At 44.7% G+C, this 19,719-nt stretch carries 15 protein-coding genes; 7 read left to right on the top strand and 8 right to left on the bottom strand.

From position 1 onward, the window contains the following. Positions 1 to 130: 130 nt before the first annotated feature. Both L4C44_RS05590 and L4C44_RS05585 read left to right on the top strand, forming a co-directional pair. A complete protein-coding gene (locus L4C44_RS05590) occupies positions 131 to 2,110 on the top strand; it encodes a bifunctional 5-dehydro-2-deoxygluconokinase/5-dehydro-2-deoxyphosphogluconate aldolase (RefSeq protein WP_428804584.1) in 1,980 nt (659 codons plus the stop codon). 11 nt (positions 2,111 to 2,121) lie between these two features. Beyond that, complete coding sequence (locus L4C44_RS05585) at positions 2,122 to 3,630, top strand: CoA-acylating methylmalonate-semialdehyde dehydrogenase (RefSeq protein ID WP_428804557.1); 1,509 nt, start codon at positions 2,122 to 2,124, stop codon at positions 3,628 to 3,630. Positions 3,631 to 3,889: 259 nt separating this feature from the next. Here L4C44_RS05585 and L4C44_RS05580 read toward each other — a convergent pair whose 3' ends face one another. The 3 genes from L4C44_RS05580 to L4C44_RS05570 form a co-directional block, all read right to left on the bottom strand. Next, positions 3,890 to 4,612, bottom strand: coding sequence for a 3-oxoacid CoA-transferase subunit B (locus L4C44_RS05580; protein ID WP_428804583.1), 723 nt, complete (start codon positions 4,610 to 4,612; stop codon positions 3,890 to 3,892). An 8-nt stretch (positions 4,613 to 4,620) separates the two neighbouring features. After that, a complete protein-coding gene (locus L4C44_RS05575; protein WP_373959843.1) occupies positions 4,621 to 5,277 on the bottom strand; it encodes a CoA transferase subunit A in 657 nt (218 codons plus the stop codon). A 135-nt stretch (positions 5,278 to 5,412) separates the two neighbouring features. After that, a complete protein-coding gene (locus L4C44_RS05570) occupies positions 5,413 to 6,621 on the bottom strand; it encodes an acetyl-CoA C-acetyltransferase (RefSeq protein WP_428804556.1) in 1,209 nt (402 codons plus the stop codon). A 337-nt stretch (positions 6,622 to 6,958) separates the two neighbouring features. Here L4C44_RS05570 and L4C44_RS05565 point away from each other — a divergent pair, with 337 nt between their 5' ends. Together L4C44_RS05565 and L4C44_RS05560 are read left to right on the top strand one after the other, a co-directional pair. Beyond that, positions 6,959 to 7,762, top strand: a complete 804-nt coding sequence (locus tag L4C44_RS05565; RefSeq protein WP_428804555.1) for a TIM barrel protein — start codon at positions 6,959 to 6,961, stop codon at positions 7,760 to 7,762. 52 nt (positions 7,763 to 7,814) lie between these two features. After that, on the top strand, positions 7,815 to 8,564 hold the full coding sequence (locus L4C44_RS05560; protein WP_086712756.1) for a sulfite exporter TauE/SafE family protein: 750 nt from the start codon (positions 7,815 to 7,817) through the stop codon (positions 8,562 to 8,564). An 89-nt stretch (positions 8,565 to 8,653) separates the two neighbouring features. Here L4C44_RS05560 and L4C44_RS05555 read toward each other — a convergent pair whose 3' ends face one another. Then, positions 8,654 to 9,988 carry an MATE family efflux transporter gene (locus L4C44_RS05555; protein WP_428804554.1) on the bottom strand — a complete coding sequence of 445 codons (1,335 nt, stop codon included), beginning with the start codon at positions 9,986 to 9,988 and terminating at the stop codon, positions 8,654 to 8,656. Between the two features lie 320 nt (positions 9,989 to 10,308). On the opposite strand from L4C44_RS05555, the gene L4C44_RS05550 reads away from it, so the two are divergent. Next, entirely contained in the window at positions 10,309 to 11,424 is a 1,116-nt protein-coding gene (locus tag L4C44_RS05550; RefSeq protein WP_239718385.1) for a hypothetical protein, read from the top strand. Between the two features lie 59 nt (positions 11,425 to 11,483). Here the strand turns inward: L4C44_RS05550 and ppsA are convergent, their stop codons facing one another. Then, the gene (ppsA, locus tag L4C44_RS05545) at positions 11,484 to 13,856 is read right to left on the bottom strand and encodes a phosphoenolpyruvate synthase (RefSeq protein WP_428804553.1); all 2,373 of its coding nucleotides are present in this window, start codon (positions 13,854 to 13,856) and stop codon (positions 11,484 to 11,486) included. A gap of 178 nt (positions 13,857 to 14,034) precedes the next feature. On the opposite strand from ppsA, the gene ppsR reads away from it, so the two are divergent. Together ppsR and L4C44_RS05535 are read left to right on the top strand one after the other, a co-directional pair. Next, positions 14,035 to 14,868, top strand: coding sequence for a posphoenolpyruvate synthetase regulatory kinase/phosphorylase PpsR (ppsR, locus tag L4C44_RS05540; protein ID WP_146492702.1), 834 nt, complete (start codon positions 14,035 to 14,037; stop codon positions 14,866 to 14,868). A 268-nt stretch (positions 14,869 to 15,136) separates the two neighbouring features. Next, positions 15,137 to 17,101, top strand: a complete 1,965-nt coding sequence (locus L4C44_RS05535; RefSeq protein WP_428804552.1) for a CHASE3 domain-containing protein — start codon at positions 15,137 to 15,139, stop codon at positions 17,099 to 17,101. A 199-nt stretch (positions 17,102 to 17,300) separates the two neighbouring features. Here L4C44_RS05535 and grxB read toward each other — a convergent pair whose 3' ends face one another. From grxB to L4C44_RS05520, 3 genes are all read right to left on the bottom strand, one after another. Next, positions 17,301 to 17,933 carry a glutaredoxin 2 gene (gene grxB / locus L4C44_RS05530; protein ID WP_371714759.1) on the bottom strand — a complete coding sequence of 211 codons (633 nt, stop codon included), beginning with the start codon at positions 17,931 to 17,933 and terminating at the stop codon, positions 17,301 to 17,303. A gap of 346 nt (positions 17,934 to 18,279) precedes the next feature. Continuing rightward, positions 18,280 to 18,441 (bottom strand): hypothetical protein, encoded by a 162-nt coding sequence (locus L4C44_RS05525; RefSeq protein WP_009846296.1) that lies wholly within the window; start codon positions 18,439 to 18,441, stop codon positions 18,280 to 18,282. A gap of 163 nt (positions 18,442 to 18,604) precedes the next feature. Further along, positions 18,605 to 19,585 carry a Gfo/Idh/MocA family protein gene (locus tag L4C44_RS05520; protein WP_239833989.1) on the bottom strand — a complete coding sequence of 327 codons (981 nt, stop codon included), beginning with the start codon at positions 19,583 to 19,585 and terminating at the stop codon, positions 18,605 to 18,607. Positions 19,586 to 19,719 lie beyond the last annotated feature (134 nt).

The raw sequence follows: 19,719 nt of genomic DNA, 5'->3' as shown, positions 1-19,719 counted from the left end.
GGAGGGTGCAGTCTACAGGTGAGATTTATTTCTATGGCTGAGTCTTAGTTTGCAGAGGTGACAGCGTTTCTTCTTTGTAAGCGTTGAAGCTGAATATAAGCGAACCAATTTGTCTACGAGGAATGGGATTATGCAGTTAGAAGATAAAACACTGGATTTGATTTGTTTGGGGAGAGTGGCGGTTGACCTCTATGGGCAACAAATTGGTTCGCGATTAGAATCTATGGGGTCATTTTCGAAATATTTAGGAGGGTCGTCGGGCAATGTTGCCTATGGAACAGCAAGGCTTGGATTAAAGTCGTCAATGCTTGCTCGTGTTGGTGATGAGCATATGGGGCGGTTTGTTCGCGAGGAGTTGCAATCTGTAGGGGTTGATACTCGCCATCTCATCACCGACCGCGAACGCTTAACAGCTTTAGTATTGTTAGGCATAAAAGATGAAGAGACGTTTCCATTAATTTTCTATCGTGATAATTGTGCCGATATGGCGCTCAGTGTGGATGATATTTCAGAATCTTACATAGCTTCAGCACGATGCTTAGCGGTTACAGGTACTCATCTTTCAAATCCGAAGACCCGAAGGGCGGTATTACTCGCCTTAAAATATGCTCGCAAGCACGGAGTTAAAACTGCGTTGGATATCGATTACCGGCCTGTTCTTTGGGGGCTAACTAGTCTTGGTGATGGCGAAACTCGCTATATCGATTCAGCTGAGGTTACGCATCAACTTCAGCAAGTGTTACCGCTTTTTGACCTTATTGTTGGTACTGAAGAGGAATTCCATATTGCTGGTGGCTCTACAAATACAGTTGCGGCTTTGAGGTCGGTTCGAACTGTTAGCCAGGCTGAACTCGTGTGCAAAAGAGGCGCGTTGGGTAGTTCTGTTTTTTCTAGCGATGTACCAGATTCACTGGATGAGGGTATCACTGTAGAAGGCGTTAAAGTGGATGTTCTTAATGTACTTGGTGCGGGGGATGCCTTTATGTCTGGCCTGTTACGAGGTTACCTCAATGATGAAAGTTGGGAGAAAGCTTGCGCTTATGCCAACGCGTGTGGTGCGTTAGTGGTTTCACGCCATGGCTGCGCGCCTGCTATGCCTACTAAAGAAGAGTTAGATAACTATTTAGCTCGTGCCCAAGATGTTCTGCGACCAGATCAAGACAGTCAACTAAACCATTTGCACCGAGTTACTACACGTCAAACTCAGTGGGATGAATTATGTGTTTTGGCATTCGATCACCGTAGCCAGTTTGAAAAGATGGCGAAAGATGTTGGCGCAGATCTTGACCGTATTTCGATACTGAAGCAGTTGATCTATAAGGCGTCACTAGATGTGAGCCAAGAAGATAATCTGTCTGGACAGTTTGGCTTGCTTTGTGATGGTACTTTTGGTCAGCCAGTCCTTAATTCTGCAACCGGTACAGGTACTTGGATTGGTAGACCGGTAGAAGAACCTGGGTCTAGGCCTTTGCAATTAGAGCATGGAGACATCGGCAGTCAGTTGAGAACCTGGCCACTTGAGCATGTCGTAAAGTGTTTGGTTTTTTGCCACCCGGACGACGACATTGCTTTACGTCTATCACAAGAAAAGACAGTTAAAGAAGTCTACGATGCGTGTTGCCAATCGGGACACGAATTGCTGCTAGAGGTTATTTTACCTAAGGAAATGACGTTGGGGGATAGGCAGTACCTTACGTTGATGAATCAGTTTTATTCTATTGGTGTTAAACCTGACTGGTGGAAATTACCGCCGCTTTCTGAATTATCCTGGAAACAAGTGGAGTTGTTGGTACAAGACAACGACCCACATTGTCGAGGCATATTGATTCTTGGGCTGGATGCACCATTAGATGAGGTGCAAGCTGGATTTAATGCTGCAGCAAACTGTTCGCTGGTAAAAGGCTTTGCAGTTGGGCGAACAATATTTGGATTGCCATCCAGTTTGTGGCTAGCGAATAACATAAATGATCAGGAGCTCATTGCCCAAATCAAGTCGAATTATTCGAGCTTGGTGAGAGCATGGCAACAGCGCAATTTATCTGTACCTTGTCACTCATCTTCACAGTCTCGTCTTAAATCACAAGGCGCACCTTCATTGATTTCCAATTAAAGGACCCAGTTATGAAAACCGTATTTAATTTTATTAATGGTGAAATAAGCGAATATCAAACGGAACGTGTTGCTCCGATCTTTGACCCAGCAACAGGTCAGCAAACAAAGCAAGTTGTATTAAGTAATGAAGAACAAACGGCACAAGCTATTGAGTCCGCTCAACAGGCTCATCTAGGTTGGGCTAAAACATCACCATTGAAACGTGCCCGTGTGTTGTTTGCATTTAAAGCCTTAGTTGAAGCTAATCTTGACCGTTTAGCGCGCCTGATCTCTAGTGAGCATGGGAAGATCTATTCAGATGCCATTGGGGAGTTAGCTCGAGGGCTCGAAGTGGTTGAGTTTGCTTGTGGTATCCCACACCTACAAAAAGGTGAGCACTCATCTAATGTTGGCACTGGCATAGATAGTCATTCATTAATGCAGCCATTGGGCGTTTGCGTTGGCATCACACCATTTAATTTCCCTGCAATGGTTCCTATGTGGATGTTCCCTGTAGCACTGGCTACGGGTAATACATTTGTTTTGAAACCGTCTGAAAAAGATCCGTCGCTGGCCCTCGAGCTGGCGTTGTTACTTAAAGATGCAGGACTACCAAATGGCGTCTTCAATGTGGTGAATGGTGATAAACAAGCTGTGGATGTATTGCTTACCGATGAACGTGTACAAGCGGTAAGCTTTGTTGGTTCTACACCGATTGCCGAGTACATCTATACCACGGCTTCTGCTCATGGTAAGCGTTGCCAAGCGTTGGGTGGTGCAAAAAACCACTGCTTAGTGATGCCAGATGCTGACCTAGATATGACCTCTCAAGCCATCATGGGAGCCGCATATGGCGCGGCGGGTGAACGCTGTATGGCATTATCTGTGGTAGTGGTTGTCGGGGATCAAACGGCCGATCATTTAACCGATAAATTACAAACGCAGATACAGTCCATGCGAGTCGGGCCTGGGATTGTGGAAGGACAGGAAAACGATATGGGCCCTGTTATTTCTGCGGCTCATCAACAAAAAATCTGTGACTATATCTCAGAGGGAGAGCTGCAAGGTGCTTCACTTCTGGTTGATGGACGCTTGCTTGAGGTGGATGGCCACAAAGAGGGGTATTTTGTAGGGCCGACTTTGTTTGACCACGTCTCTCCTGAAATGACAATTTACAAAGATGAAATCTTTGGTCCAGTGTTGGTGATTGTGAGGGTGCCCAATTACGCAACGGGTTTAGACTTAATTAACCGACACGAGTATGGCAATGGTACGGCAATTTTTACTCGAGATGGAGAGGCTGCGCGCCAGTTTCAAGAACAGGTGTTGGCTGGGATGGTGGGTATCAATGTTCCTCTTCCTGTACCAATGGCATTTCATAGTTTTGGTGGGTGGAAACGTTCGATCTTTGGGCCTTTAAATATGCACGGTAATGATGGGGTTCGTTTTTATACAAGAATGAAAACCGTCACGAGTCGCTGGCCTGCCAGCGTGCGATTGGAAGAGCACACCAGCAGCTTTAATTTTCCGACGATGTAGTAGGAGTTATTATTTTAGATAGTTTCCCAACAAGCAGTAGCCATTTAGGTTACTGCTTTTTTCGCTAGAAGAGGAAAGTACGCAGTTACCGCATTAGATGGTACGTTTATTTAATCGAAGGGATCGGTGCATTTCAATAGACAATCTTGGTGCAGCCGTGAACACAATAAATGCCCATGCTGTTTCAGCATGGGCGAATATGACGTGGAGCAGCCATTACACATAAAGGCGTAGTAACATGATTTACTATTTAGAAAACCTAATGTTTTGGAAGTGGCATAATGTTGAGAGGGGTTGGGATGATCAAGGTCGCTTCTGTTGCTTGTTGCACTTCTTCTGGTGTGTAGCCTGGGGCTATTTCCGTTAATATCATTTGGGAGTCATGAATGGATATGACGCCCATCTCTGTGACGACCATGTCGACCTGATTAAGTGCGGTTAATGGCAGATAGCAGGTTTTAAGAAGCTTGTGTTTACCTTTCGCCGTATGCTCCATTGAGACGATGACTTTTTTCGCACCAACGACTAGATCCATAGCACCTCCCATACCCGGAACCATTTTCCCTGGGATAATCCAGTTAGCAAGGTTACCTTGCTCATCGACTTGTAGTGCTCCGAGAACCGTTACGTCGACATGACCACCACGAATAATGGTGAAGGAGTCGGCACTGTTAAAATAACTAGCGCCTTTGGTTGCGGTAATCGGTTGTCCACCTGCATTGACTAAGTCTGCGTCCGTATTGCTGTCGTCAGCAATAGCATCAATACCGAGTAATCCATTTTCAGATTGCAGTATGAGTTCGACTTCCGAGTCAATTTCATTTGCAACCAAAGATGGCATGCCGATCCCCAAATTCACGACGTCGCCGTCATGCAGTTCTTGAGCCACTCTCCAAGCAATATTTCGGCGAATTACTGCCTTATTGGTAATCTTGCTTGCCAAAGGCGCATCGCCATAAACAGGTTGAGGTTTACAAATAATATCCGTCACTATTTTGCTTCCTTTTGATAGACGTGATCTACATATAGACCTGGGGTATGTACTGATTCTGGTTCGATATCGCCAACTGGAACAAGTGTTTCAGCTTCAACAATCACGAGGTCGGCAGCAGTCGCCATTAATGGATTGAAGTTTTGAGTGGTTTTTTTGTAAAACACATTTCCTTTGGTATCGACAACTGAACCGCGTATAAAAGCGAGGTCCGCACGCAGAGGTTTCTCTAGTAAATAATCTTTCCCATCAATATTGATAACTTGTTTACCCTCAGCCACCATCGTGCCAAGGCCTGTTGGGGTGAGAATACCGCCAAGTCCAGCGCCTCCTGCGCGAATACGCTCGGCTAATGTACCTTGTGGTACCAGTTCAACATCTAGCTCTTGATTGTTCATTTGGTTCCCCGTTTCTGGGTTGGTACCAATGTGAGAGGCATAGAGTTTTTTAATGAGTTTTGCTGCAATAAGTCGACCGGAACCGGTGGTTTGATTCCCGGTATCGGTCGAAATTAGTGTGATGTCTTGGATGTTGTGCTCGAGTAGTAGGTCGATAAGGCCCTCTGGTGCGCCATTTGCCATAAAGCCGCCAATCATGATAGTCATTCCATCATGTAATTTTCCCGCAATCTCGTTGGCAGTAATTTTTTTTCTCATAATTCGCCCCTATACAGAGTTGGCTCATTGCCTTGTCTAACTTAATTTTTTGGTATGACGGCTAATATAATTTTGACGCCGTCATGCTAGTCATTCTTTACTTGGTCGTGTTCTACTTTGTCGTATAGTACTTAGCTACGAGCAGCGTTTGATGATCACGGCAGTACCCATACCTCCACCGATACATAAAGATGCTAAGCCATAGTCTTGTTGTTTTCGCTCTAGTTGATAGGCCAAGCTGACAAGAATACGGATCCCGGACGCACCAAGAGGGTGACCTAAAGCAATAGCACCGCCGTTGTGGTTTGTGCGTTCTAGGATCCAGCTTTGATCAACGTTGTGATGCTCAGCGAGCTGCTTTGTAACGCCGATAGCTTGAGCAGCAAAGGCTTCATTAAGCTCGAAATACTCGATGTCTTGAAGTGAAAGATCAGACTTTTCCAGTACATTCGCGATAGCTGGAACAGGCCCTAACCCCATAATTTCCGGAGACAAACCTGCTTGAGCGTAACTAATGATTTCAGCCATTGGTTTTAGTTGATACCGTTCCACAGCTGATTTAGATGCTAGGATGACCGCGGCTGCTCCATCATTGATGCCTGAGGCATTTCCCGCTGTAACAGTGCCGTCTTTTTTAAAAGCAGGACGTAAACGAGCAAGGATTTCTGATGTGCTATCAGTTTTTGGGTATTCATCAAGTTCCACGGTATGTTGTTTGCGACGCACCGATACTTCTATTGGTTCAATTTCACTTCTAAAACCGTGGCTCTCCAGTGCACTTGCTGCGTTTAACTGACTTTTGAGTGCAAACGCATCTTGTTCTTCTCGCGAAATAGACAAGGATTCTGCAATGTTTTCTGCTGTGATACCCATGTGATATTGATTAAACGCGTCGGTTAAACCATCGGTAATGATGCTGTCTTCTAACGCAATATTTCCCATACGAACGCCACTTCTAACTTTGTGCGTTTGTAGAAATGGGGCTTGAGACATGCTCTCCATTCCGCAGGCAACAACGATCTCAGCATCACCCGCTTTGATATGACTTGCCGCATCCATGACTGTTTTCATCCCACTTCCACAGATCATATTGAGTGTGTATGCGGGGACCGTTTCTGGAATACCGGCTTGAATTGAAGCTTGGCGTCCCGGTCCCATCCCAATACCAGCACTGAGCACATTACCGACTATCACTTCATCAATAAGCGTCGGGTCGATATGACATTGACTGATTGCACCTTTAATTGCAGCAGCGCCTAGTGTGGGTGCCGAAACTGAAGATAGTGCGCCGTTGAAGCTGCCAATTGGTGTACGTTTCGCTGCAACAATGTAGATAGGTTCCATCGTAATATCCTGTATCAAGGTAAAGCTGAGTTAACAGTTCAATGAGGTGCTGAGAGTTCGTAAATACACAAAACGCAGCGAGCAGTTATTTTTTGTTGATGGATTCATTCTAAAGGCGCTTAGAAAGAGGTGTTATAGCTGTTGGTAGAAACGCGGTTTGCATAAATGCAACATGAGTCTGCAAGTAATTGGCGTATATTACTTGAGCGTTATTGCAGCGTATTAACGCTAAATCGAATGGAGAATGATCATGAATAGCTTAATTGCGTGCGCACCTTGCTGTTGGGGCGTTGAGTCTGCCACTAACGTCCATAATCCATCATGGAATACCGTCATCGTGGAAAGTAAAACTGCTGGATATCAAGGAATAGAGCTTGGCCCGTTTGGCTATATGCCTCTAGAGGGGGAGTTGGTTAGTACGGCGACTAGAGATAATGGTTTAGTGATCTGTGCAGGTACACTTTTTGAGCCACTTTCCTCTTTAGAGCATAAAGAGGACATATTGGACAGAGCACATGATTTGTGCTCGATGCTTCAACGTATTGGCAGTGAAAAACTGGTCGTGATTGATTGTGTAAATGGTGTGCGTAGTGCATACGCTGGGTTGAGTGACGAAGCTCCGAGGTTAAGCGACGAACTTTGGGACATAATGATGCAAACTATTCGTGAGATTGCTGTTATTGCGAGGCATTATGATATTCGTCCTGTCGTTCATCCTCATGCGGGTGGCTACATAGAGTACCGTGATGAAATTGACCGAATGTTGGCCGATTTGACGAGTGAAGAGATCGGGCTCTGTTTGGACACTGGTCATCTGTATTATGCCGGCATGGATCCAGCGAAAAGCCTAATTGAGTACGCATCTCGATTAGAGTATGTTCATTTCAAGGATATCAATGAGGCCGTGTTTTCCGATGTTATCGAAAGTAAGGTAGGTTTTTGGACTGCTTGCGAACAAGGAGTGATGTGTCCTATCGGTGAAGGTGTGATCAATTATGCTGAAGTTCAGTTGGCTATTAATCAAATCGGTTATTCAGACTGGATCACTATTGAACAAGAACGTGATCCCCAAAATTCTGCTGGAACTTTAGCTGATATTAAACGCAGTCGATTGTTTTTAAAGCAAAAAGGGTTTGGTTAATGGTAAGGAAGGGCAAAGCTAAAGTAGCCTTCGTCAACAAATGGTAGAGCTCATGCCCATTGTAACCGAACTTTGGTTTTACGTGACTGCGATTCCCGCCGTGTTGATTTATGGAATTGGAAAGGGGGGGTTAGGCGGTGCCTTAGGTATTATCGCTGTTCCCCTCATGGCTATGACCATTGCACCTTCTCAAGCTGCTGCCATCTTATTGCCAATATTGTGTGTAATGGATGGGTTTGCGGTAAAACATCATTATCGTAATGCTGATTATTCAGTCATTAAGAATATGCTTCCGGGGGCAGTTTTTGGCGTTATCTTGGCAGGGTTGTTTCTGAGCATCACACCTGAGGCTGGATTGAAGTTACTCATTGGTCTTCTTTCCCTGCTGTTTTGCGGTCAGTATTTACTCTTGGGTGTAGATGAGAAAAAAGCTGGTGGAAAAATAAGTGCATGGTTTTGGAGTACGTTGAGTGGCTTTTCTAGCACTGCGATTCACGCGGGCGGTGGACCAGCCAGTATTTACATGTTGCCATTGAAGCTAGATAAAGTTGTTTTGGTAGCGACCATGGCCGTATTGTTTGGCTTAGTCAACTTAGCCAAGCTTGTTCCTTATGCTGCATTAGGTGAATTTGACACGACCAATATGATGACAGCATTGATTCTGATGCCTTTAGCTCCTGTTGGGGTTAAGCTAGGAGTGTGGTTGTTGCATCGCGTCAATCAAATATGGGTGTATCGATTGTGCTATCTGTTTCTCTTCATCTCGGGAGTGAAATTGACCATTGATGGTTTAAATCTTTGAGCGTTTATCGTGTTCTATAGACCCCGAGTAATGTAAAAAAAGCAGCCTTTAAATCGGCTGCTTTTTTGATTGATGAGTTCCTAATCTGCCTATTTGGCAAGCTTAGCTTCAACTTGGCCTAAAGCGCGTTGGTACATAAACCATGCACACGTTCCGGCAAACACATTACCTATCATGGCACCCCAGAACAGGCCTTCAATTCCAGCCAGATGAGAGCCAATCCATAAGCAAGGCAAGAAGAAAGCGAACAGACGCAGTGCTGAAATTGTTAATGCGGTATAAGACTTACCTAGGGCGTTCGAAACCGACACCATAAGCATGCAAATACCCAAAGGACCAAGGCTGATTGGGACAATCATGAGGTGATAGTTGAGGATTGTGGTCACTTCACTATCGCTCGTCATTAATCCTGCTAATCCACTTGAGAATACCCACGTAACAAGCGCAATTACGACTTGAAAGCCAAGCACAAAGGTTGCGGCAATCTTGATCAAGCTGCGAATATCAGTCAGGTTCTTTTCTCCCAACATGCGACCAACCATTGGTGGCATCGACATGGTCAAGGCAAGCACCGCAACAATCGAGAAGAATTCAAAACGAGAACCCAGCGCCCAAGCCGCAACGGCAGCCGTACCGTAGCCTGCCAGCAGTTTAGTCGCCAACATAGAGGACACAGGTGGAAGCAATTGACTTACCATCGCAGGCCCCATGATGTTGCCAATTGAGCGAACACTCTTGCCGATATCAAGATCGTGCCAGTCGAACGTCATCCAATGTTTCTTGGTTACTTTGGGCGCCACGATAAAGATGCCCGCACCAAAAGCTAAAATGGTCGCGATAGCCGCACCATTGATGCCCATGTCGAGAGTAAAGATAAAAATCGGGTCCAATATTAGGTTGATGATACTGGTTGCGATCATCATCGAACCGGGCAGCATAGTATTACCGTTGGCACGACATACACTGTAGTAAAAGTAGAGCAGTGCACCTGTCCAAGAACTGACTAGCCAATAGATCCAGTAAGAATCAATGATCGGTAATACCGTCGGTGGCGCATCCAACAACTGTAAAATTGGCCCACGTAATAGATAGATGATGACGGAGAAAAGCGCGACACTCACGCTGCCCATCGCAACCACCAATCCACCTAGCTGCTTGGCGTAGCGCATTTCGTTAGCACCAATTGCACGAGCAATTACGGCTGTCGTCGCAATGCCTAACCCGACTTGAATACCGATGATGATCATCTGGATTGGCAGAGTGAAACCTTGAACAGCAAGCGGCAGTACGCCCAATTGGCCAATAAAGGCACTGTCTACAAGCTGGAAGCTCATTAGGGAAAGCACTCCGAACAGCATTGGCCATGTCATGGTATAGAGTTGTCGGCCAAGTGAAGGCGTGGGAGTTGCGGTAGTAGAATTCATATTAATCTTTTTGGTCTTGAAGATAGACTCACAGCGGTAAACATCGAGCTGTGAAGAATTGTGTAAAGGATAACGTAAGGTCAGCGCGATACCAATCATTGTTACCGGATCTCGGTAGATTCCTTAACTCTGCGGTTGATAGAATTGGCGCATTTTGTGCTGCGACTTTATGGAACTACCTCTCAAACCTTATTTATTTTATAGGGTTACCCTTGTTGGCTAATGTAATTATCAAATCCATAAACTAGTATCGTTATAGGAAAAAGGATTGCTAATACGACAGCACAGAATCAACTGCATATTGGAGAGGGAACTAAGATATGCCGACCACAGAAGAAATTCAGATTAGCCAAGAGCAAGTTAGGAAGAATAAGGCAAAGGTGCTTGCTAAGATAAACCAGCAAGGCATCATGTCTCAGGGCTTTCGATTGGTTAACGTCAAAGATTACCAACAGAAGTTACAAGCTCTGAAACAGAAGGTCGAAAACTTCGATTACCTGAATGACGCCAATAAAAAGCAAGATCAGGTGATTCTCGACATCATGACTCAGAAAGAGAAGATCCATAACTATCTAGATGAAACATCGAGTCAGAAGCTAGCGAATGGGAGCCTTGATTTTGGTTCTCGAAATCAGGTAGCTAATGCCACGCTCAAGAAGAAGCAGCTTTTCATGATGTTTATGGAAACGGTTGAAGCACAAGAGGCGCTTAGGGAGTTTGCTGTCAAGGTGGCTTCGGTGTGTAACGGAACACTCAAACAGCCACCCGGTGCTTATTTAGGTGTAAAAGATTTCCATGGTGCGCTAGATAAGATCACCAATCGTAAACGTCATTACGACATTGGTGATCTGAAAGATGCAGCTCGTATGACCATCGTATTCGAAACGATGGAAGATATGATCATAGCCAAAGCGATGATCATCCTGACCAAAGAGTTTGTAGAGCTGAAACATCACCAGTCTGCGATGAAAGATCGCTACGGCACCAGCCAAGGCGACAACGCTAAGTTCAACTGTGGTGCAACTGACGCTGGCTACAAAGACATTAAGTTCTTCTTAAAAATGGCCAACGGACACATTGGTGAGCTGCAACTCAATACCAAGAACATGATGGTGGCTAAGAAGAACGGCCACATCATTTATGACATCCTTCGAGACGGAGGAAACCTTGATAAAGCATTTACCATTACCAATAGCGAAGTGCTTGCCAAGATAAGCCGTAACATGAGTGAAAAGTGGTTCACCTTTATGAATACTCGAGTGCCAAAAGCGAGAGATGATTTGCAGGCAGTTCAACAACTCGTTAACCGTCTAAGAGCGAATCTAGGAAGAGGGCAGAACTCACTTCAAGTCAGCATGGAAGAGATAACCATACTGTCTCGCGTCAGCCTCTATATCTACGAGCAGGGCGATAATGCGAGAGCTTTATTGGAGTAGGTGGAAATAAAAAAGCCAGTCGTAATGACTGGCTTTATTCGTAGCTCGATTAGAGAAGGTTACTTGCTAGCAACGTTGCCTAATTTCAACCAAGTATCGATAACCGTGTCTGGGTTCAACGAAACAGAGCTGATGCCTTGTTCCATTAACCATTCCGCTAGGTCATCATGGTCAGATGGACCTTGACCACAAATTCCCACGTACTTACCCGCTTTGGTTGCCGCGTCGATAGCCATTTTCAGCATCGCTTTCACAGCAGGATTACGCTCGTCGAATAAGTGCGCAACGTCACCTGAATCTCGGTCTAGGCCAAGTGTCAGCTGTGTCATGTCGTTCGAACCAATAGAGAAGCCATCGAAGTACTTCAAGAACTCATCAGCCAAAATCGCATTGGATGGCAGCTCACACATCATGATGACTTTCAGGCCTTGGTCACCACGGCGAAGGTCGAACTTAGCCAAAATATCGATAACCGATGCCGCTTCGCTTGGAGTACGAACGAATGGGATCATGATTTCAACGTTCTTAAGACCCATTTCGTTGCGAACACGTTTGATCGCTTGAGTCTCTAGCTCGAAACAGTCTTCGAATACTGGCGAGATGTAACGAGATGCGCCACGGAAGCCCAGCATTGGGTTCTCTTCATGTGGTTCAAACGTTTTGCCGCCGACTAGGTTGCTGTACTCGTTCGACTTAAAGTCAGACATACGTACGATCACACGCTTAGGCCAGAATGCAGATGCGATAGTCGCGATGCCTTCTGTCAGTTTGCTTACGTAGAAGTCGATTGGATCTTTGTAGCCGCGAATGCGTTCGCTGATTTCTGCTTTTAGCTCGTCAGTTTGTGCATCGAAGTTTAATAGGGCTTTCGGGTGAATACCGATCATCTTGTTGATGATGAACTCTAAACGAGCAAGGCCAACACCTTCGTTTGGAATCTGTGCGAAGTCGAAGGCGCGATCTGGGTTACCCACGTTCATCATTACTTTGGTTGGCAGCATTGGTAGCTCATCAACTTCAGAACGTTTGATTTCGAAGTCGAGCTCGCCTTGGTAAACGTAGCCAGTTTCACCTTCAGAACATGACACTGTCACGGTGTCACCGTCGTTTAGGTTACTTGTCGCTGTACCACAGCCAACGATTGCAGGAATACCGAGCTCACGAGCGATGATTGCTGCGTGACAAGTACGGCCGCCACGGTTAGTGACAATCGCAGAGGCTTTCTTCATTACAGGTTCCCAGTCTGGGTCTGTCATGTCTGTTACCAGAACATCGCCTTCTTGAACCAGTGACATTTGGTCTAGTGAGTCAACCAAACGAACAGGGCCAGAACCGATACGTTGACCTATAGCACGGCCTTCAACTAAGACATCAGCCTTGTTGTTTAGCTCGTAACGCTCGATAACGTTTTGGTCGCTTTGAGAACATACAGTCTCTGGGCGAGCTTGAACAATGTATAGCTTGCCGTCGATACCATCTTTTGCCCACTCAATGTCCATCGGACGTTGGTAGTGCTTCTCGATGATCATCGCTTGTTTTGCTAGTTCTTTGATCTCTTCATCGTTCAGTGAGAACTCGTTACGCTCTTGAGTATCGGTGTCGATGATATCAACTTGCTTGCCAATCTCTTGGTTGGTTGAGTAGATCATCTTGATCAGCTTAGAACCAAACGTCTTCTTAACGATTGGGTAGTGACCCGATTCTAACATTGGCTTGTGGACGTAGAACTCATCTGGGTTCACAGCGCCTTGTACAACCATTTCGCCGAGACCCCAAGACGAAGTGATGAACACGACTTGGTCGAAGCCTGACTCTGTATCAAGTGTGAACATCACACCTGAAGAGGCTTTGTCTGAGCGAACCATGCGTTGAATGCCCGCAGACAATGAAATGCCACGGTGGTCAAAGCCTTGGTGTACACGGTAAGAGATAGCGCGGTCGTTAAACAGAGAAGCGTAAACGTGCTTGGTTGCTTCTAGTACAGCGTCGATGCCTTTCACGTTAAGGAAGGTCTCTTGCTGGCCTGCGAAAGATGCGTCCGGAAGGTCTTCTGCAGTTGCAGATGAACGCACAGCTACAGACAATTCTTCGTTGTCTTCAATTAGCTCGCGGTAGTTATCACGGATGTCTTGCTCTAGTGATTCTGGGAAGGGGGCGTCTAGAACCCACTGTCGAATCGTTGCACCTGTCTTACGCAGTGCGTCAACGTCTTCAACATCAAGTTCATCAAGTAGTTGGTGGATGCGCTCATCTAGACCTTTGTAATCAAGAAAGTCGTTAAACGCATACGAAGTGGTAGCAAAACCATTAGGTACAGAAACACCAGCATTGGATAGGTTAGAAACCATCTCGCCCAGTGAGGCGTTCTTACCGCCGACTTTGTCGACATCTTCCATGGATAGGCCATTGAACCATAGGGTATTATTTTGCATTTATTTCTCCAGAAACATAGCAAGCATTGTAGGGATTTAAAGGCAAACGATTACGTATCAGTTTAAAAAAATGTAAATTATTTTTAAAAGCTGTGGGGGACGTAATAGTCAGCAGGGTTTCGTTATATATATTATGGTTCCCATCCTACTCAAAATAATTTTAAACATTAAATAAAAAATGCAAATTGATATTCAAAGTCGTGATGTATTCTATGTTTCTGATGGAACGGCCATAACATGTGAGACTTTAGGGCATGTTGTTCTAGGTCAATTCCCGTTCAAAGCCAATGAAAAAACCTTCCCGTTTGTGGAAAGTGAGGACAAACTTTCTGATTTATTAAAAGAGATTGAAATTTCGTATCGCGATAATGGAGTCGAACCATTGGTGTTCTTTTCGATTGTGATACCTGACATCAAAGCGAAATTGCTTCAAGCGCCTGCTCACTGTTATGACGTGTTGGAAAGCATCGTGCAGAAAGTACAGGATGACATTCAGATGGCTCCTGTTCCCAAATTGCAGCGCTCACGCAGTGTAAATAAGGACTCAGTGAAGTATTTCGACCGTATTGCTGCGATTGAGTACACCTTGGCTCATGATGATGGCATCACGCTCAAAGGGCTGGAAGAAGCCGACATCATCTTGTTAGGTGTATCTCGAAGCGGTAAGACACCAACAAGCTTGTACATGGCGATGCAGTTTGGTCTGCGTGTAGCGAACTATCCATTCATCCATGATGATTTAGCGCGCTTGAAGCTGCTGCCTGAGTTTGAGATATACCGACACAAGTTGTTTGGTTTAACGATTGACGCAGAAAGGCTGACTGAGATTCGTGAGAACCGTTTAGCGGGCAGTGAATACGCGAGTGATTCGCAATGTTTGTATGAGCTACAAACCGTAGAGGCGATGTTCCGCAGAGAGGCTGTGCCGTACATCAATACCTCATCGTTATCGGTTGAAGAGATTTCAACGCGAATCTTAGAGCGAACTGGCTTGAGACGCCGGTTGCTTTAGCGTGTTATCGACGATACCTAAATTGTGATTTCATTGCGTCTGTTATAAGGAGCAGTGAAGTCGCTTTTTCTGTTATTTATATCTGCTACATCCAACCTTCCCCTCTCTCATTGTTAGCTCTTTCCTCTAAAATACTTATGAAAAAATAGCTTATTTCTTTGCCTATTTACCGGATGTGTACCTATTGTTTAGAGAACGGTTAACTAAATAACCGATAATTATTACAAATACATACGTCAGTTCATCAACAGGTTAGGGAAAACAGTTTATGAATATATCAGAGCTTACTATTCGCAGTAGGTTACTTTTCGGTAATGTCATCACGGTAAGCATTTTAGTTACGCTGTGCGTCGTCGTGTGGAATTCGATTAAAACGTTGAATAGCACCGATGCAATGGTTACGCATACCTACCAGGTGATTGATCAATCCAATCGCTTAGTTAATTCGATGGTCGACCAAGAGACAGGCTTGCGAGGTTATGCGATCGGTGGCCAGGAAGAGTATCTAGAACCTTACCATGCAGGTAAGCAGGCTTTTGAAGAGAGCTTATCGACAGTCAAAATGCTCACTAGTGACAACCCTGCTCAGCAACAACGATTTGATGAAGTAAATCGAGCAGCTATGGAATGGCAGAAGTATGCTCAAGAAGTTATTGTTTTACGTAAGAGTATCCATGATGGACAGGCTTACGTTAACCAACTCCAAGCATTGATCGCGAGTGGTGTCGGTAAAGAGAAAATGGATAACCTGCGAGCTGAGATTGCTACAGGGCGTTACCTAAATGGCGAGGCTCTTATTAATCACATGGTAAACATGGAAACAGGTTTACGTGGATTTATGCTAAATCGTGAAGAAGCTTTTTTAGAACCTTACCATCAAGGCAAATCGAAAGTTGATAAGCAGCTAGCGTCTATGGGGAATAGCCAACTATCGCGTGATATTCAATCATGGATTGACGATTATGCATCGAGCGCGATTACATTGGTGCGTGAATCCAACCGATTTAGTTCCATTGATGAACTTTACGTTAAGCTTGCCAAAAAGCAGGGCAAGCAATATATGGATGGCTTGCGTAATAAAGTGGCTGAAATCATTAACGTCGAGCAAGTACTCATGGTAGAAAGAAAAGAGGCAGCAAGCTCAGCCTCCGATTTAGCTCTGATGGTACTCGTTGTTGGTGGTGTATCTTCAGTCGTATTCTGTTTCGGTTTCGGTGCTTTGATCTCTCGAAATATCACCTCACAGATAAACTACGTTATCGGTGTCGCTAAGCAACTAGCGAAAGGGGATCTCACCGTAAATATTGAAAAAGGTGCGAAGAATGAAATTGGAGAGTTAACCAACGCGTTGAAAGCAACCGCAGAAAGCTTAAAAACAATCATTGGCAACATGATGGTTGCAAGTGAACGATTGAGTAGTTCATCAACTCAGCTCACCAATATTACGGTGACTACGAATAGCGGTGCAAATGAGCAAATGTTGATGACAGATCAAGTTGCTGTTGCGATGAACCAGATGTCTATATCCGTTCAAGAAGTCGCAAGAAATGCTGTTGATACTGCTCAATCAGCAAGTGAAGCGAGTGAGGAAGCGATGCAAGGTTTGACCGTAGTGCAAGAGACAACGATGAGCATTAATTCTTTGGAGTCTGAGATCGAAAGCACGATGGATCGTCTTGAAGATCTTTCCCGTGAAGCCACCAATATTGGCGGTATTCTTGATGTGATATTAGATATTGCCGCTCAAACTAACTTGCTTGCATTAAATGCAGCTATTGAGGCTGCGAGAGCGGGAGAGCAAGGAAAAGGCTTTGCTGTTGTCGCTGATGAAGTGCGAAGTCTTGCTCAACGAACACAAGATTCGACCTCTGAGATACAAGGCTTAATTGAGCGCTTACAGCTTGGGACGAAAGATGTAGTGAACAGCATGCAGAAAAGCAGTGATATTGCCAAGAAGAGTGTAGAGAATGCTGAGAAATCAGGGCAAGCTTTTGATGTTATTACTCGTTCCATTAATAGTATCTCTGATATGAGTACGCAGAGTGCCAGTGCCTCAGAAGAGCAGAGTGTCACGGTAGAACAGATTAATCAGAATGTAGTGAATGTTAGCCGTATTACTAAAGAAAGCGTTGTGGGTGCTGAACAAACGGTAGAGTCGAGCCAAGAACTGGTGAACTTATCGGAACAACTTCAGAACATTGTTGGTCAATTTAAAGTGAAGAATGTCAGCTGAGAAAACCGTGAAGGAGCTAGAGTTTTTAAACCAGCACAAGAAGTGAAATATCCAGCATTTACTCAATGATATGAGGTGACTTCACTTCACTCACTTTCAGAAAGGAAAAAGCAGCCTTGATGCATGTTTGTATCGAGGCTGCATTGTTTCTAGCGTGTACTTTAGTCTCTAAGCTACTATTTCATCTTAGCTGAGACGACTAACGCAGTAGGCTGATATCGAGCACTTTGCTTTTGTTCTCCATCCAGCGGTTCAAGTCATGTGGCCACTCTATTGTCGCCTCTGCGTAGAAGCCACGAAGCATCGAGAAATACACTGCTTGGTCGATAAGAGGCTGTGATGACTCACCATTCTCTAGATCCAGTAAGAGCTCGGCATCTTTCAGTAATGGGTTAATCAGTTGAACGAACTGAGGTGTCTTTTCTAAGAGCTCTTGAAAGTTAAAACCTTCAGTCTCTTTACTGGCACGCCAAGCTTCTTTGGCTCCTGGAGAGCGATATTCAGCCAAGTCGAGGTTACACCAGCGTGGGCGTCCAATCTGTTGAGTTAGCGGGAATGCGCGAGCTTGGAATACAGTGACTTGCTCTGATGGCACACGCTGCTCATCGCTTGATTTCAAATCCAAGAAGTACGCGATGATATCTAAGCTCTCAGCCATGATAGAACCGTCGTCTTTTTGTAACACAGGCACCATCTTTTTGCCGATCAAATCGATAAGGGTTTGGGCATCATCATAATCCACAGAAACAAGTTCGATGTTTAAGCCTAGAGATTGAGCGATGTAGGCTACTCGTGCGCAGAAAGGGCAGTGGTCGTAAATATAAAGCTTCATAGCTTCCTTTAGTTCAGGTAATTACAAATATAAGATAATGCTAATGTACCAGAAAGTCTTGCAAATACTAAGCTTCAATAGACGCTAAGTCTCAATAAACGTTAAGCACCAATAAACTGTAGGCATTAACAAACAACAAGTACTTGATGCAAATAGTCTTTGATTCATTCAATTGTCTGTTGGAGCTAGTTTTACTGCAATGAGTAAACTAATGGGAGGCTGGTAAGGGATTGTAGGTATAAAAAAGGCCCTGGCTGTTCACTCTAATGCAGAAGAGTGAAATCAGCCAAGGCCTCAATTTTGTTACCTTTAGCAGAGTGACTACTAAAAGAGCGGAGCGGTTAGACTATGCTTTTTTAAGGTCTTTTGCAGGGTAAGTAAGCGTCATTATTGCGCCTTCTACTGTTGTAACGTGAACGTAGCCGCCACCAGCACTTAGGCCAATTACTACCATTTCACCTAGCTCAACACCTTTTGTTGCTACAACGCGATCATCAACTGAAAACACTTTACACACCTTCAATAAATTAAATTAATACGATAGATATCGAACGCGGATTTAAACAGATGGTACCCCAATCGACTAATCCGGTTGTTTGTCGTAAAGATTAAATTTAGTTATGCATAAATCGGTATTTATTAAAAATCAGCTGGTTACCCTAGCAGTGATGTTATTTATCGGCTGGATAAACGACACCGACTTGCTGACGCATCTCTGTAATTAACTTGGCAACAGTTAAAGCGCGTTGTTGGGCGTGAGCTTGAGTTTCTTTATCACCCTCAATGCAGCTTACAAAGCCTTGTGCTTCATAACTCATTGAGTTCTCGCTTTGTGCTTGAGTGAGGTTTTCAATGCTGCCATCACGGTAGCGGATCTTAACATCAGTACATTCAGCGATGTGATCGATGATGATTGCTCCTTGCTCGCCTTGGATCTCGCTTGGTGCGTAAGAGTCGCTGACTTTGGAGTGAGCAAGCGTCACGTCAAACTCAGGATACTGGAAGATCGCACAACCATGCGCATCCACACCGGAATCAAGTAGCTTTGCAGAAGCCTGTGCATTTTTGGGTTTGCCAAATAGCGCGACTGTCGCGGCAACACAGTAGAAGCCAATATCGACTAATGAGCCGTTAGAAAAAGCAGGATTGAAGGTGTTTGGGTTCTCACCGTTTAGGTATTTTTGGTAGCGCGATGAATATTGGCAGTAATTGATGTGTGCCTTATGTACCTTGCCAATCTTTTCTAACCCAAGTTGAACTTGCTTAAAGTTCGGTAGGAATTGAGATTTATACGCCTCAAACAACACTACACCGTTTTGCTGAGCAACCTCAAACATTCGGGTTGCTTCATCAATATTCGATGCGACAGGCTTCTCACAGATGACATGCTTGCCGTTTTCCATCATGAAGATAGATTGCTCGCAATGCAGCGAGTTTGGTGAAGCGATGTACACGGCTTCAACAGTTTTGTCATTTGCCAATGCGTCGAGTGAATCATAAGTTGTTTCAACGTCAAATTCTTGAGCGAACTGTACCGCGCTGTCTAGGTTTCGAGAGTAAACCGCAGCAAGTTGCATCGATTGAGATTCGTGAGCAGCTTGAACAAACTTTTGTGTAATCCAATTGGTTCCAATTACAGCAAACTTAATCATAGTGGTATCCAGTTGTTAGCGTATTGATTCTGCAGAGATAGTAGCACTCAACGCCTAGCAATGTGCCCGAGATTTACGGAACAATTTCCCCAAATTTAGTACCTAATATTAATAATCAGCCTTCACTGAGCGTC

Origin of the sequence: Vibrio satsumensis (genome assembly GCF_050337435.1) — a bacterium.
In the GTDB taxonomy this organism is placed as follows: Bacteria; Pseudomonadota; Gammaproteobacteria; order Enterobacterales; family Vibrionaceae; genus Vibrio; species Vibrio satsumensis.
Note: the sequence above shows the minus strand (reverse complement) of the source record. Positions and strands in the feature narration are given on the sequence as shown.

Bases quoted from the DNA above. Each gene is read 5' to 3' on its own strand.
- L4C44_RS05590 (WP_428804584.1), top strand. From the start codon at position 131: ATGCAGTTAGAAGATAAAACACTGGATTTGATTTGTTTGGGGAGAGTG.
- L4C44_RS05585 (WP_428804557.1), top strand. From the start codon at position 2,122: ATGAAAACCGTATTTAATTTTATTAATGGTGAAATAAGCGAATATCAA.
- L4C44_RS05575 (WP_373959843.1), bottom strand. From the start codon at position 5,277: ATGAGAAAAAAAATTACTGCCAACGAGATTGCGGGAAAATTACATGAT.
- L4C44_RS05570 (WP_428804556.1), bottom strand. From the start codon at position 6,621: ATGGAACCTATCTACATTGTTGCAGCGAAACGTACACCAATTGGCAGC.
- L4C44_RS05560 (WP_086712756.1), top strand. From the start codon at position 7,815: ATGCCCATTGTAACCGAACTTTGGTTTTACGTGACTGCGATTCCCGCC.
- L4C44_RS05555 (WP_428804554.1), bottom strand. From the start codon at position 9,988: ATGAATTCTACTACCGCAACTCCCACGCCTTCACTTGGCCGACAACTC.
- L4C44_RS05550 (WP_239718385.1), top strand. From the start codon at position 10,309: ATGCCGACCACAGAAGAAATTCAGATTAGCCAAGAGCAAGTTAGGAAG.
- ppsA (WP_428804553.1), bottom strand. From the start codon at position 13,856: ATGCAAAATAATACCCTATGGTTCAATGGCCTATCCATGGAAGATGTC.
- ppsR (WP_146492702.1), top strand. From the start codon at position 14,035: ATGCAAATTGATATTCAAAGTCGTGATGTATTCTATGTTTCTGATGGA.
- L4C44_RS05535 (WP_428804552.1), top strand. From the start codon at position 15,137: ATGAATATATCAGAGCTTACTATTCGCAGTAGGTTACTTTTCGGTAAT.
- grxB (WP_371714759.1), bottom strand. From the start codon at position 17,933: ATGAAGCTTTATATTTACGACCACTGCCCTTTCTGCGCACGAGTAGCC.
- L4C44_RS05520 (WP_239833989.1), bottom strand. From the start codon at position 19,585: ATGATTAAGTTTGCTGTAATTGGAACCAATTGGATTACACAAAAGTTT.